We start from the raw sequence: 14,182 nt of genomic DNA, 5'->3' as shown, positions 1-14,182 counted from the left end.
CTTCAGATCAGGTGCGGAAGACCTCAAACCGTGTAACGCGCTTTTGTGACGCATGCGTCAAAATTTTATAACGATGATTTTAGAGCGCCTTTTATCCTGGAGGTTTCCGGAATTATCTGAGGTGTCAAAAATAAGCGGTGTTTAGACACCGTTCAGAAAAGGGACGTTCTCGTATGCGAGACGACAGATACCGTCGTGACGTTGCCGAAATGTGACGTTTTTATGAGGGGGCTGGCGCCGTGTTGGCGAGCAGACACGAAAAAACCCCCTGAGTGCGGGACTCAGGGGGTTTCTTTCGACCGTTTAAAGGATCGATTAGTACTCGTACGACTCTTCGATGGCCTGACCGGCACCGCCTTCGAGAAGGTCGGCAGCGGCGGCTTCATCAGCCAGACGGTCTTCTTCAAACTGCGAGGCGATAACGTTTTCGCCCGCGGCCTGACGCTCGGCCTCTTCAGCCGAACGCGCGACGTTGACCGTGATCGAGATCGTGACTTCGGCATGCAGGCGCACCTTGAGGGTGTGCAGGCCGAGGGTCTTGATCGGGGTGTCGAGAACGATCTGGTTGCGCTCGACCTTGCCGCCGGTTTCGGCGACCGCGTCGGCGACGTCACGGCCGGTGACCGAACCGTAGAGCTGACCGGTTTCACCCGCCTGACGGATGATCACGTACTGCTGACCGTCGAGTTCGGCGCCTTGCGTTTCGGCAGCCGAGCGAGCGGCGGCGTTACGGGCGACGATCTGTTCCTTCTGAGCTTCAAAGAACTTCAGATTGGCGGTCGTGGCGCGCAGGGCCTTGTGACGCGGCAGCAGGAAGTTACGGGCAAAGCCGTCCTTCACCGACACGACGTCACCGATAACGCCCAGATTTTCAACGCGTTCCAGGAGAACAACTTTCATGGGTGCGTCTCCTTACTTCACGACGTAGGGCAGAAGTGCCAGGAAGCGGGCGCGCTTGATGGCCTTGGCCAGCTCACGTTGCTTCTTTTGCGACACAGCGGTGATGCGCGACGGCACGATCTTGCCGCGCTCGGAGATGTAGCGTTGCAGCAGCTTCACGTCCTTGTAGTCGATCTTCGGGGCGTTGGCGCCGGAGAACGGGCACACCTTGCGGCGGCGGAAAAACGGACGACGAGCCGGAGCGGAGCCGACGGGAGCGCCCGGAGTGGCGGCGATAGTGTCTTCAGCCATCTTCAGATCTCCTTATTGCTCAGCGAATTCAGCGCGTTCGGAACGCTCAGCGCGCTCCGGACGGTCACGACGCGACAGAACCGGCGACAGTTCCAGATCCAGCTCTTCGACGCGAACGGTCAGGAAGCGGATGACGTCTTCGTTGATCGACAACTGACGTTCCATTTCCTTCACGGCGGCGGCCGGCGCATCAATGGCCAGCAGCGAGTAGTGCGCCTTGCGGTTCTTCTTCACGCGGTAGGTGAGGTTGCGCAGACCCCAGTATTCGATCTTGGCGACCGAGCCGCCCAGTTCTTCGATCAGCGCCTTGAGGGTATCGTTGAGACCTTCCGCCTGTTGCGGCGAAATGTCCTGCCGTGCGAGCACGACGTGTTCATAAAGTGCCATTTGGTCCTCTTCCGTTGAGCGGGGTGGCGCGCATTCGGGCGGAAGTCCCGGACACACGATGGATCATGGCTCCTCACAATGAGGGATGACCACCACGCAAGCGAAGCGGGCGCTATAGTCTATAACGCCCGCATAATCAAGTCTCGGTAATCGCGTGAAAACGGTCTGCAACGGGCATTTTCTGCGCTTCCGGTGCTCACGTACAAAGTTAAGCTGCGCGCCGGTTCTCGAAACACACCCGTTTCGCCGCGTTTTGACGCGATTACGGTTCTGAAAAGCCGTTATTTCAGGCCATTCGCGGCGGCCAGCAGGCTGGGTACGTGCGTGGCAGCGTCTTTCGAGTCATGCACGAAAGCGATCTTGCCATCCCTGCCGATCACGTAGGATACGCGGCCCGACATGGGCACAGCGGGCAGCTTGGCGTCGTATTTTTCAGCAATCTTGGCCCCCTTGTCGGAGCCCACCGGGAACTTGCCGCCGCAGTCCGCGGTGGAGAACTTCTGAAGCGTCGGCACATCATCCGCCGAAAGGCCCACAACGCTGATCTTTTTGACGGCGAACTTGTCCATGTTCTCGGAGAACTGACGCGCCTCCAGCGAACAGCCACCGGTAAAGGCCTTGGGATAGAAGTATACGATCACCGGGCCCTGCTTCAGGGCCGATTTCAGCGAAAAATCATGAACCTTGCCATTGGTGGCGGCCTTGACCATGAAGTCGGGAGCCTTGTCGCCCACCTTAAGCGCGGCAAGGGCGGGCGAGGCGGCGGTGAGGGAGAAGGCGGCGGCAATCAGAGCGGCACGGGTGATCATGGGACGTCTCCATTGAATTTGTAACGCCTTATACGACGGTTTGCCGCCCTTGGCTCAGATAATCCAACCGGATTTGACTTGCTTATCGCAACTTAAGAGCTTGCGCTTTGCAAGTCAGAATCGTCTCAGGCTGGTGGGTTATGCTTTTCAAGGAAGGCGATGGTCGCTTCAAGCATCTGAAGGCGTGTCGCTTCTGTGGTCAGCCAGTGATCCTCACCGGCAAGGACGAGCATTTCTATCGGTTTCCCGGCCTTTTGCATAGCTCTTTGCATACGCTGGCTTTGTTCTATCGGGACCACATCGTCGTCCTTACCGTGGATGAGCAAAACCGGGACATCGCATTTGTCCACGTGCAAATCAGGGGACGCAGCGTCCCACAGGCTTTTGTCGCCCATAAAGCGATTCCAGTATTGAAGCGTTGGGCTTAGTCGGCGACCTGTTTCCTTGAATTCCCAGTCCATCATGGCCTTCAGGTTGGATACGCCGGCTACAGCTACCGCACAGCGGTAGATTCCAGGGTCGAGCGTTACCCCCGCCATGGCCGCATAACCGCCGTAGGAGGCGCCGGTGATGGCAACGCGCCTGGCGTCTATAATGCCCTCCTTTGCGAGGTGGCGCACACCATCGCTGAGGTCGGTTTGCATCTTGCGACCCCACTCACCGTAGCCCTTCTCGACAAACTCCTGACCGTAACCGTCGGAACCACGGAAGTTCGGTTGCAGCACAGCGTATCCGCGTGAGGCCAGTGCCTGTGACCACCAGTCGAAACCGATCTCATCAGCACTTTGCGGACCGCCGTGCGGTAAAACCACCAGGGGCAGGTTCTTCGGGTCACGGCCCTTGAGCGCCGGGGCCGGGGGCAGAGTCAGATAGCCATGAATGCTGAGGCCGTCTGCTGCCTTGTAGGTGAGTTCGCTTTTGGGGGCGATCCACTCGGCCGGCAAATCCGCACGGGTTTGTCCTACCAGCTTATTCTGGCCGGTCGTGAAGTCGATGAAGTAATAGCTTCCGGCGTCGTCAACGGCTTCGCTGTAGGCAATCAGCTTACGGGGATCATCCGCACGCGACATTACGCGCGTGACGGTACTGCCTTCGAGCAGAGCATTGGTTTCATTATGCAATTTTTCGAGCAATGGGTCAAAAAATTCGTATTCATTGCCTTCAGGGTTGCGCCTTACAAAACCGACAAGCCGTTTTGTAGCTGGATGAATGAGAGGAGACACATTGTCTCCTGTAAGTGTGGTTGGTTCGCTCGGTATACCGTCTCGTGAAAATTCGATATATTTTCCGTCCCACTTGCCACCGTTAAACCGGACCAGCAGACTGTCTTCAGCGCGACCTCGTCCAACCAGGAACGGACGCTCCAGTTCGGCGAACACCTCTTCGTAAATGGTGGTCCACAGGGTGTTGAGATAGCGCAGGCGCCACAATTTTTCGCTCTGCTTGTACTCCGAACGCGCGATTAGTGTGCCGTCGGGTTTATAAACCCAATTAAGGACATGTTCCTTTCCTTCATCCATTTTAGTGTAACGGCCTGTGGTGGTGTCGAAAGCCAACAGGCTGTAAAAAACCTCAGCGCCAAACCGCACGTTCGAGGCGGTCACATGGGGTCTACCGTTGATCGAAATGCGCCCAAGGCTGCCTATGACTATCGGGTAGTAGTCCTTCAGATTTTCGTAAAGCAGCAAAGAGGTACGCGCTTTTACATCTACGATATGAGCGCGCGAATATTCGTTCTTGTCTCCGATAAATCTGACCAGATCAGCCGTCACGGAGGATGTCACGAGTAACCGATCATTGTCGGCCCATGTCAAATCACGCACCTTCATGTCCGCGATGGGCATGAAGTTCAGCTTGCCGGACGTGATCTCGTAATCCATCAGGACCAGCTGCCCCTTGATGTTCCTAATAAAGCCCACCCGCTTGCCGTCCGGCGATAGCGTGACCTCAGACATGTCGGGCAACCGTCCGTACACTGATATGGCCGGCCGAGGGGACTCAGCCGCCCTCGCCGTAGAAGCGTCTACTGCCAGCGGAACAGCAGTCAGCAGACTGCTAGCGGACAAAAGCTGACCCATAGCGTGCCGACGATTGATAAATGGCATGATTTTCCCCTTAACAAAGTCCCCTCACGAAGAAACTATATGTCAACTCAAGCATACAAGCACCGCTTTTTTGCTAAAGTCGTGTGCTCTCGGACGTAAAGCTAATAGGCCGGGTTGTGCTTTTCGATAAAGGCGACAATGGCAGTCAGCATGGTGAGGCGTGTTTCGCTGCGCGACAGCCAATGATCCTCACCGCTGAGGGTTACAAGTTCGACCGGCTTGCCGGCCTTTTGTAAAGCTTCCGCCATCAGTTTGGACTGCATGTAATCGACGACCGTATCGTCCTTACCATGTATCAACAGTAGCGGTATGGTCACCTTGTCGGTGTTGCGTAGCGGGGAAGCAGCGTCCCATTTCGCAGGATCGCCAAGGTAACGTTTCCAATAACGGATCGCGTGGCTGTTTCTGTCACCAGACTGCTTACCTTCACTCACCATCATACTGCGCAGATCTGACACCCCCCCATAGGAGGCTGCACAGCGATAAATACCGGGATCGAAGGCTGCGCCAGCCATAGCCGCGTACCCGCCATAGGAGTAACCGGCAATGCAGACGCGGGAGGGGTCGATGATACCCTTGGCTGCCAGATGGCGGACGCCGTCACTGAGGTCGGTCTGCATCTTTCGGCCCCATTCGCCGTAACCCTTTTCGACGAAGGCGTCTCCATAGCCGTCTGAGCCGCGGAAATTCGGTTGCAGGATGGCATATCCGCGCGAGGCATAGGCGTTGACGCTCCAGTCAAAGCCCAGTGTATCGCGCGACTGAGGGCCTCCATGGGGCAGAACAATCAAAGGCAGTTTTTCCGGTGAGCGGCCCGGCGGGAGCGTTAGATAAGCCTCAATCTCCAGACCATCCGAGGCCTTATAGGTAAACGGTACTTTTTCAGTGATCCATGCGGCCGGCAGATCAGGATAGGCTTGCCCAAGACGTACATTTTCGCCCGTCTCGAAATTAACAAAGAAATAGGTGCCTGCATCGTCGGGCCCTTCGGAATAGATAATGGCCTTTTGGCAGTCGTCGGCCAGTGAGACTATCGAAGTCCGGTAGCCGGTAAAAATCCTGGCCGTTTGTGCAGCAAGCGACGCCAGTTGTGGATCGGTATAGGTATATTTCACCCAGTGCCCGTGCGTGGCATACCCGACCACAGTATGTGTTTTGGGGTGCCTCAGAAGGCTGATACTGCCTTTGGCGTCCTCGAACATAGGGGTCAGGGTGCCATCCTGAGTCACTTCGTAATAGCGGTTGGCACGGTCTCCCTGATTGAAATAGATAGCCGCCGTTTGAGGGCTACGCCCCAGTCCGACGAGGCTGGGGTAATCGAGTTCAGCCTTTTCTGTCATAACGGTCTTCCAGCCGCCCCGGTTCAATTCAAGGCTCCAGGTATAGGTTTCGCGGCGGTAGTTTTCCCGCGCCACCAACCCGCCTTCCGCATTGATCACCCAGTCCGTGGTGTCGGGGCCCCCTTCGTCCACTTGAGAGGCATTGCCCGTTTCGGGATCAAAGCGATTGAGAATGCGTAGATATTTTACGCGGGTTATGCCGCCCGCCAGTACGTAAGCTTTTTTATCCGTTCGAATAACCGACGCATCGGAGCCCAGAACGGGGAAATAGTCTGCCATATTTCCGTATATGGACCGCGCCTTGCCTGTTTCGTAGTTTAGCGCAATGGCTGTGAAAAGCTCCTGCTGTACGTCACTGAACATGGCGAGCGTTGAGGTCAGGGAACTCTCGATCAAAAGATGAGATTTATCTATCCATGAGACGGATCTGAGTTTTATGTCACCGATCGGCTGCTTTGCAGCCTTCTGGCTTTGCAGATCATATACGATCAGGCTGCGTGCCGTTCCGCGGCCCGAAGCCATGACGATTTTTCCACCATCGGCCGACAGATCCAGATGATCAATGGCAGGCAGGTCACCATAAAGCGTTAGGGGCGGCGGAGGTCCCAGCGGATTCGTTTCCGCCCGCGCGCCTGTTGCCAATAGGGCTGTTATCGACGCACCTGTCACCATAAAATGGCGACGATTTAAAGATAGGGGCGACATACCACCCTCCAATATGCCTGCTAAAAACGTCAATTCTGGAAACACCGTTGTCAATAGGCCGGGTTGTGCTTTTCGATAAAGCTGACGACGGCATCCATGGTCTGCACACGGGTCGTTTCACGCGACAGCCAGTGATCCTCTTCCTTCAGCAGGATCAGATCCACCTGCTTACCGGCTTTTTTCAGGGCGTCGCGCATCCGGTAGCTCTGGTCAATCGGCACGACCGTGTCGTCCTTGCCGTGGATCAGTTGGATGGGGATGGTGACATTGGCCGCTTTCAGGTCCGGAGACACCTCCGCCCAGCGGCTTTCATCGCCCAGAAAACGCTTCCAGTAGAGCACCTTCCGAGCCTTTTTATCATAGCCGACGGACTCTTCTTCGTAAGAAATCATCTTCTTGAGATTGGTGACGGGCGCAATGCCGCTGGCGCAGCGATAGACGCCGGGATCGAGCGCCGCACCCGCCATGGCCGCATAGCCACCGTAGGAGGCACCGACGATGCACACCCGCTTGGGGTCGATCGTGCCTTCCTTGGCCAGATAGCGCACGCCGTCCGACAGGTCGGTCTGCATCTTGCGCCCCCATTCGCCATAGCCCTTTTCGGTGAAGGCCTCCCCATAGCCGCTGGACCCGCGGAAATTGGGTTGCAGGACCGCATAGCCGCGCGAGGCGATGGCCTGAGACATCCAGTCGTAGCTGATGTCGTCATAGAACTCGGGCCCGCCATGCGGCAGCACGATAAGCGGCAGGTTTTTCGCTTCCCGACCCGGCGGCAGGGTCAGATAGCCGTTAATCTCCAGCCCGTCTGCCGCCTTATAGGTCACCTTGCGTTTTTCGGCGACCCATTCTGCAGGCACTTCGGGGCGCGTTTGCCCTACGATCTTGAAGCTTCTGGTGGTGTAGTCGATAAAGTAGTAGGAGCCGGGATCGCCAGGGCCTTCGCCATAGACAATAATCTTTTTGCCATCATCCGAAACGTCCACAAGGCTGCGATAGGTATAGTCTGGCATCCCTTTTTCGATCAGACGTGGCAGGCTGGCCAGATCAGGGGCAAAGAAGGTATAGGCGAGGCCATCGGGGGTGTAGTTTATAAATCCCGCCAGCTTTCTCGTTGCCGGATGATAGAAGGTGCCGACATTGCTGCCCTTGGTATCCAGAGGCTCGCTGAACCGGCCATCCGGGAAGACTTCGTAATAGTTGCCAGCCTTTTCGCCAGCATTGATATAGACCAGCACCGATTCGTCATCGCGGCCGCGTCCCACAAGAGACGGCGCGTCCAGCAACTGCTTTTCCGAGTAGATCGCACGATACTTGCCATTCTGCCGGTAACGCAGCGTCCACACCCTGGTGTCACGATCATATTCGGCCCGCGCCATGATCTCGCCATCCGGACGCACGATCCAGTTCTGGACATGATAGGGCACTTCGTCCATCTGATGCCCGCGTCCGGTATTCAGATCGAAACTATACAGACTGCGCAGGCCTTCGCCCTCAATCTTGACGTTGGAGGCGGTAACCCGGTACGCGTCTTTGACCTTGATGCGGTTATAATCGCCCATGACGATACGATAAAAACCGTCCGTCTTACCAAACAGGGTTAAGGTTTTGTTGCGCGGCAAATCGAGTATCTGACCCGAATAATACTCATCCTTGCCGCCGACAAAGTCGCGCAGATCCACTGATTGCGACGAAATCAGGATGATGCGCGTCTCATCCCCCCAAAACAGGGAGCGGACCTTCACATCGCCGACCTTCAGCGCTTTGAATTCATCCTTTTCAAGGTCAATATCCAGCAACAGACGTTGCGCCCCCAGCCCCTTGATCAGGGCTATGCGCTTCCCGTCGGGCGACAGGGCGACCTTATCAATATCAGGAAGCTTACTGAACGCGGTGAGCGGCGGTGGCGCGCCCAGCGTGTTTGCCGGATCGGCCTCGGCCGCTGCCGAAAAGGCGCTGATTGCCAGAACGCCCGCAAAGACGCTGCTTTTCAATAAGCGCATGAAATCCCCCTTATATTCCCCTCTGGACGGCCCCGGCCGCTTGTTTAACGCTTCTATCTTTACGAATATTTGCGGTCACCTACAACCGTTTTTCATGTCGATCAGATCAGCGGTGTCCGTCGGGGCGGGGCGCAAGCCTCTTGCCCTTGGGGGCGGATTGCCCTAACCCATGCCGCTCCAATTAACTGGTCGGGACAAGGCATTACATGACTCTGGCATTCGTTTTTCCGGGACAGGGCTCTCAGAGCGTCGGCATGGGGAGCGAGCTGTTCGATAATTTCGCGGCTGCCCGTGAGGTCTTCGGCGAAGTCAACGAGGTGTTGGGGCAGGACCTGCTCAGGCTGATGCGCGAAGGCCCGGAAGCCGACCTGACCCTGACCGAAAACGCGCAGCCCGCCCTGATGGCCGTTTCGCTGGCGGTTGTACGGGTTCTGAAGGCCGATTTCGGCGTCGATGTGTCGAAGGCCGCTTTCTGCGCCGGTCACTCGCTGGGCGAATATTCGGCGCTGGCCGCGATGGAGGTGCTGACGCTTGCGGACGCGGCCAGACTGCTAAAACTGCGCGGTCAGGCCATGCAGCGCGCCGTGCCGGTGGGGCAGGGCGCTATGGCGGCCCTGATCGGGGCCAAGGCCGATCTGGCCCTGGCCGAAGCCGCCTGCGAAGCCGGGCGTGCGGCAGGCGTGGTCGTCGTGGCCAACGACAATAATGCCGGGCAGGTGGTGATTTCCGGTGAAAAGGCAGCCGTCGATCTGGCGGTCGAAAAAGCCAAGGAACTGGGGGCCAAGGCCATGCTGCTCAATGTGTCTGCCCCGTTCCACAGCCCGCTGATGCAGCCGGCGGCCGAGGAAATGGCTGAGGCCCTGTCCAAGACCAGCTTCCATGACCCGAAGTCCGTGCTGGTGGCCAATGTCACGGCCCAGCCGGTCGGCGACAAGGCGCAGTTTGCGCCGCTGCTGATCGAGCAGGTGACCGGCCGCGTGCGCTGGCGCGAGTCGGTGCAGTGGCTGGCGCAGGATGGCGGCGTGACGCAGTTTGCCGAGCTTGGCGCGGGCAAGGTGCTGAGCGGCATGATCAAGCGTCTGGCCCCCGACTCCGAGGCCGTGGCGCTTAACGGTGCGGCGGACTTTGAAGCGTTTGCCAAGAGCCTCTGATTTTATTCTTCCTTCTCACAGGAGACACCTATGTTTGAACTGACCGGCAAGACGGCGCTTGTGACCGGGGCCACCGGCGGGCTGGGGGCGCAGATCGCCCGCGCCCTGCATAAACAAGGGGCCAAGGTCGTGCTGTCCGGTACGCGCGAAGCCGTGCTTCAGGAACTGGCCGCCGAGCTGGGCGAAGGCGCCTTCGTCGCCGCCTGTAACCTGTCGGACCCGGCTGAGGTCGATGGCCTGATCGCCAAGGCCGAGGCGGTGGCCGGTTCGCCGCTCGACATCCTCGTGGCCAATGCGGGGATTACCAAGGACGGCCTGATCCTGCGCATGAAGGATGAGGACTGGGACGCGGTGATCAAGGTCAATCTCGAATCCTATTTCCGCCTGTCGCGTGCCGCCGTGAAGGGCATGATGAAGCGCCGCCACGGTCGCATCATCGGCATCACCTCGGTGGTGGGGGTCATGGGCAATGCGGGGCAGACCAACTATGCGGCCTCAAAGGCGGGCATGATCGGCTTCTCCAAGGCGCTGGCGCAGGAAGTCGCCTCGCGCAATATCACCGTCAACTGCATCGCGCCGGGCTTCATCGCCTCGCCGATGACCGATGTGCTCAATGAGCAGCAACGCGAAGGTATCCTGTCGAAAATCCCGGCCGGTGCCCTGGGCGAAGGGGCTGATATTGCCGCCGCCGCCGTCTATCTCGCCAGCAATGAAGCCGGTTACGTTACGGGTCAAACCCTGCACGTGAACGGCGGCATGGTGATGATTTAACCCTGCCATCACGTCTTTGTTGTGAAAGACTGCCTTTCGGCCCGCTGAAAATGGCTTGAAACCTGCACAGTGTGTGCATAAAAGGCAGTTGGCTTAGATTCCGATACCCGGCCCCTGCAAAGCCATAAGCCGCTTTGGGTCGTGTTTATATAACCTGTTAGAGGGCCTGATATGTCTGAAGTTCTTGAACGTGTTCGCAAGATTGTGATTGATCATCTGGACGCTGATCCGGATAAAGTCACGGAAAAGGCAAGCTTCATCGACGATCTGGAAGCCGACAGCCTCGACATCGTTGAGCTGGTCATGGCTTTCGAAGAAGAATTCGACATCGAAATTCCTGATGACTCGGCTGAGCACATCCTGACCGTTGGCGACGCCGTCAACTACATTCAGGAAAAGCTCTCCGCTTAATCTGAATTACCGGATTGAGGGCGTGGTTTCGACGGTCTGTGCCGCATCGAAGCCGCGCCCTTCTGCTATTTGCATAACAGGGCTGATTTTAAATGGTTCGTCGCGTCGTCATCACCGGTTTGGGTCTTTTGTCGCCTTTGGGCGCGGGTGTGGATATTTCGTGGAAGCGTCTGCTCGACGGGCAGTCGGGGGCCGGAAACATCACCGCCTTTGATACCACAGACTATGCCTGCACGGTGGCCTGCGAAGTCCCGACGGTCGATGGACGCGGCGGTGGCGGCCCCGATATCGAAGGCTCTTTCGATCCGTCCACGGTCCTGTCGCCCAAGGAACGCCGCAAGGTCGATGACTTCATTCTGTACGCCATTGCGGCGGCCGATGAAGCGCTCAACGACGCCAACTGGCATCCTGAAAGTGCCGAGGATCAGGAGCGCACAGGCGTCATGATCGGGTCGGGCATCGGCGGCCTTGGTATCATCGCCGATACGGCGCTTGAGCTTCAGGCCAAGGGCCCTAAGCGCATTTCGCCCTTTTTTATCCCGTCCTCGCTGATCAATCTGGCCTCGGGTCAGGTGTCGATCCGTCACCACCTCAAGGGGCCGAACCATTCGGTCGTCACCGCCTGCGCCACCGGCGCGCACGCCATCGGTGACGCGGCGCGTTTGATCAAGTGCGGCGATGCCGACGTGATGGTCGCGGGCGGGGCCGAATCGGCCATCGTTCCTATCGGTATTGCGGGCTTTATCGCCTGCCGCGCCCTGTGCACCGCCTTCAACGATCAGCCGACTAGGGCCTCGCGCCCCTACGACAAGGACCGTGACGGCTTCGTCATGGGCGAAGGCGCGGGCATTGTGGTGCTGGAAGAATACGAACACGCCAAGGCGCGCGGCGCCAAGATCTACGCCGAAGTGCTGGGTTACGGCCTGTCCGGGGATGCCTATCACATCACCGCGCCATCTGAAGACGGCGACGGCGGCTACCGCGCCATGGTCGCTGCGGCCAAAAACGCGGGTATCGACCCGACCGAGATCGACTACGTCAATTCGCACGGCACCTCGACCATGGCCGATGGGATTGAACTGAAGGCTATCGAGAAGTTTCTGGGCGAGCGCGCGGCGACGGGCACGGTGTCCTCGACCAAGTCGGCCATCGGCCACCTGCTGGGTGGGGCAGGCGCGGTCGAAGCCATCTTCTGCGCCCTGGCCATTCGTGACCAGATCGCCCCGCCGACCATCAATCTCGACAATCCGGCCTATGAAACCCCCATCGACCTTGTGCCGCATAAGGCCAAGCCGATGACGATCAACAAGGTCCTGTCGAACTCGTTCGGCTTCGGCGGCACCAACGCGGCCCTGATCCTCGGTAAAGTGGACTAAGATGGCGAAACAGAAGGCCCGCCCAGCCCCGCGGCGCAAAGACCGGCGTCTGATGGCGCCGGTGGCGGGCCTGTTGTCAGGTATCGTCCTGCTGCTTCTGGCAGCAGGACTGTTCGTTTTTGCCAACACCTACGGACCCGGACCTTCGGCGAAATCCGGAAATGTCACTGCCGTTACGGTCGAACGCGGGCAGGGGCTCAATGCCATTGCGCGCAAGCTGAAGCAGCAGGGTGTCATCCGCTCGGTGACCTTCTTCCGTATCGCGGCCAAGCTGGATGGCCGCGACAATGCCCTGCGCGCCGGCACCTATGAGTTTCCGTCGCGCCTGTCGATGATCGGCGTCCTCAATCAGATCCTTGAGGGCCGTGTGGTGCAGCACTTCATCACCATCCCCGAAGGCCGTACCTCGGCGCAGGCGGTACGCATTCTGATGGCGACACAGGGCCTGACCGGCGATGTCGAAGTGCCGCCGGAAGGGTCTATCCTGCCCGAAACCTATCAGTACGAGATCGGTGAAACCCGTCAGTCGGTGCTGGACCGTATGCTGGCCGCCGGGCGTGAGACGCTCGACGCATTGTGGGCGACGCGCGCGCCGGACTTGCCGCTGAAAACCAAGGAAGAAGCGCTGATCCTCGCTTCGGTCGTCGAGAAGGAAACGGGTCTGGCCCATGAGCGCCCGAAGGTCGCTGCCGTGTTTGTGAACCGCCTGCGTAACGGGATGCGTCTGCAATCGGACCCGACCGTGGTCTATGCGGTGTCCAAGGGCGAGCCTCTGGGGCGCGGGTTGAGGCGCTCCGAACTGGATACGCCCAGCCCGTGGAACACCTATCTGATCGACGGTCTGCCCGTCACCCCGATCGCCAATCCGGGCAAGGAGTCTTTAAAGGCCGTGCTCAATCCGCCACCGAGCAAGGACGTGTATTTCGTAGCGGATGGCACGGGCGGCCACGTCTTCGCCGAAACCTACGAGCAGCACCTGATCAATGTCGCCAAATGGCGTCAGATCGAGGCGCAGGCCACGCCCGCTTTGGCCCAACCCGTCAAGGACACCGGTAAATGACCCTGTCGAGTATGACCGGCTTTGGAAGGGTGGAAGGCCATCATGGGACGGTCGCCTGGGTCTATGAGGTGCGTTCGGTCAATGGGCGCTCATTGGACCTCAAGACGCGCGTGCCCTCAGGCTACGACTATGTGGAGCGGGCGGCGCGCGATCTGGTCAAGCAGCGTTTTCAGCGCGGTCAGGTGTCGCTGAACCTCAGCATCCAGACGACCGAGGTTCAGACGGGCTATAGCGTCAATCACGCTGTCCTCAACCAGTATCTCGAAGTGGGGCAGGGCCTGATGCAGGCCGGTCAGGCGACCATGCCGTCGCTGGATGGGCTTTTGTCCCTGCGCGGCGTTATCGAGGCGGCCAGTGCGGAAACCGATACCGACGTGGCGGCGCTCGAAGCGCCCCTGCTGGCCGATCTGGGGGCGGTGCTGGAACACCTGAAAACCGCGCGTCAGGACGAGGGGCGGGCGCTGTTTGACGTGCTGACCCAGCACCTGAGCGCCATGACCGACGCCGTGGATCGGGCCGAGGCGCTGGCGGCGCAGCAGACCGAAGTGATCCGCGAACGTTTCACCCGGCGTCTGAATGAGCTTTTGCCCGATGCTGACCTTCAGGAGCGCATCCTTCAGGAAGCCGCCGTCATGGCCGTCAAGGCCGATGTGCGCGAGGAACTGGATCGTCTGCGCACCTATATCGCCTCCGCGCACACGCTCCTCAGCGACAGCCAGTCGCAGGGGCGCAAGCTCGATTTCCTCTCACAGGAATTCATGCGCGAAGCCAATACCCTCTGTTCGAAAGCCGCTTTCAGCGACCTGACCAAGGTCGGTCTGGAGTTAAAGTCGGTTATCGACCAGTTCCGAGAACAGGTTCAAAACGTAGAGTAAT

The 14,182-nt window shown here is 58.7% G+C and carries 13 protein-coding genes; 6 read left to right on the top strand and 7 right to left on the bottom strand.

Annotated elements, in window-relative coordinates; translation table 11 throughout:
- Positions 1 to 315 precede the first annotated feature (315 nt).
- The 7 genes from rplI to ACK8OE_RS11195 all read right to left on the bottom strand — a co-directional run bounded on the left by rplI (position 316) and on the right by ACK8OE_RS11195 (position 8,537).
- Positions 316 to 900, bottom strand: a complete 585-nt coding sequence (gene rplI / locus ACK8OE_RS11225; protein ID WP_126423882.1) for a 50S ribosomal protein L9 — start codon at positions 898 to 900, stop codon at positions 316 to 318.
- Between the two features lie 12 nt (positions 901 to 912).
- Positions 913 to 1,191 (bottom strand): 30S ribosomal protein S18, encoded by a 279-nt coding sequence (rpsR, locus tag ACK8OE_RS11220; protein ID WP_013480244.1) that lies wholly within the window; start codon positions 1,189 to 1,191, stop codon positions 913 to 915.
- 12 nt (positions 1,192 to 1,203) lie between these two features.
- The gene (gene rpsF / locus ACK8OE_RS11215; protein ID WP_013480245.1) at positions 1,204 to 1,578 is read right to left on the bottom strand and encodes a 30S ribosomal protein S6; all 375 of its coding nucleotides are present in this window, start codon (positions 1,576 to 1,578) and stop codon (positions 1,204 to 1,206) included.
- Between the two features lie 281 nt (positions 1,579 to 1,859).
- Positions 1,860 to 2,387 carry a peroxiredoxin gene (locus tag ACK8OE_RS11210; RefSeq protein ID WP_410272579.1) on the bottom strand — a complete coding sequence of 176 codons (528 nt, stop codon included), beginning with the start codon at positions 2,385 to 2,387 and terminating at the stop codon, positions 1,860 to 1,862.
- A 125-nt stretch (positions 2,388 to 2,512) separates the two neighbouring features.
- Positions 2,513 to 4,342, bottom strand: a complete 1,830-nt coding sequence (locus ACK8OE_RS11205; protein WP_410272578.1) for an alpha/beta hydrolase family protein — start codon at positions 4,340 to 4,342, stop codon at positions 2,513 to 2,515.
- 251 nt (positions 4,343 to 4,593) lie between these two features.
- Positions 4,594 to 6,537 (bottom strand): alpha/beta hydrolase family protein, encoded by a 1,944-nt coding sequence (locus ACK8OE_RS11200; RefSeq protein ID WP_410272577.1) that lies wholly within the window; start codon positions 6,535 to 6,537, stop codon positions 4,594 to 4,596.
- Positions 6,538 to 6,587: 50 nt separating this feature from the next.
- Positions 6,588 to 8,537 carry an alpha/beta hydrolase family protein gene (locus ACK8OE_RS11195; protein WP_410272576.1) on the bottom strand — a complete coding sequence of 650 codons (1,950 nt, stop codon included), beginning with the start codon at positions 8,535 to 8,537 and terminating at the stop codon, positions 6,588 to 6,590.
- Between the two features lie 206 nt (positions 8,538 to 8,743).
- On the opposite strand from ACK8OE_RS11195, the gene fabD reads away from it, so the two are divergent.
- From fabD to ACK8OE_RS11165, 6 genes are all read left to right on the top strand, one after another.
- Positions 8,744 to 9,688: an ACP S-malonyltransferase gene (gene fabD / locus ACK8OE_RS11190; protein WP_410272575.1), complete on the top strand. Its 945-nt coding sequence runs from the start codon at positions 8,744 to 8,746 to the stop codon at positions 9,686 to 9,688.
- A 30-nt stretch (positions 9,689 to 9,718) separates the two neighbouring features.
- Entirely contained in the window at positions 9,719 to 10,459 is a 741-nt protein-coding gene (fabG, locus tag ACK8OE_RS11185) for a 3-oxoacyl-[acyl-carrier-protein] reductase (protein ID WP_410272574.1), read from the top strand.
- 171 nt (positions 10,460 to 10,630) lie between these two features.
- The gene (locus ACK8OE_RS11180) at positions 10,631 to 10,870 is read left to right on the top strand and encodes an acyl carrier protein (RefSeq protein ID WP_013480251.1); all 240 of its coding nucleotides are present in this window, start codon (positions 10,631 to 10,633) and stop codon (positions 10,868 to 10,870) included.
- 92 nt (positions 10,871 to 10,962) lie between these two features.
- Positions 10,963 to 12,246, top strand: coding sequence for a beta-ketoacyl-ACP synthase II (gene fabF, locus ACK8OE_RS11175; protein WP_290794947.1), 1,284 nt, complete (start codon positions 10,963 to 10,965; stop codon positions 12,244 to 12,246).
- 1 nt (position 12,247) lies between these two features.
- Entirely contained in the window at positions 12,248 to 13,306 is a 1,059-nt protein-coding gene (mltG, locus tag ACK8OE_RS11170) for an endolytic transglycosylase MltG (RefSeq protein ID WP_410272573.1), read from the top strand.
- Positions 13,303 to 14,181, top strand: a complete 879-nt coding sequence (locus ACK8OE_RS11165; protein WP_410272572.1) for a YicC/YloC family endoribonuclease — start codon at positions 13,303 to 13,305, stop codon at positions 14,179 to 14,181. Before mltG ends, ACK8OE_RS11165 begins: the two co-directional genes overlap by 4 nt.
- Position 14,182: the final 1 nt, after the last annotated feature.

This window comes from Asticcacaulis sp. W401b, from assembly GCF_046503825.1.
Taxonomy (GTDB): Bacteria; Pseudomonadota; Alphaproteobacteria; order Caulobacterales; family Caulobacteraceae; genus Asticcacaulis.
The sequence above is the reverse complement of the archived record's forward strand: the minus strand, read 5'-3'. Positions and strand labels throughout refer to the sequence as shown.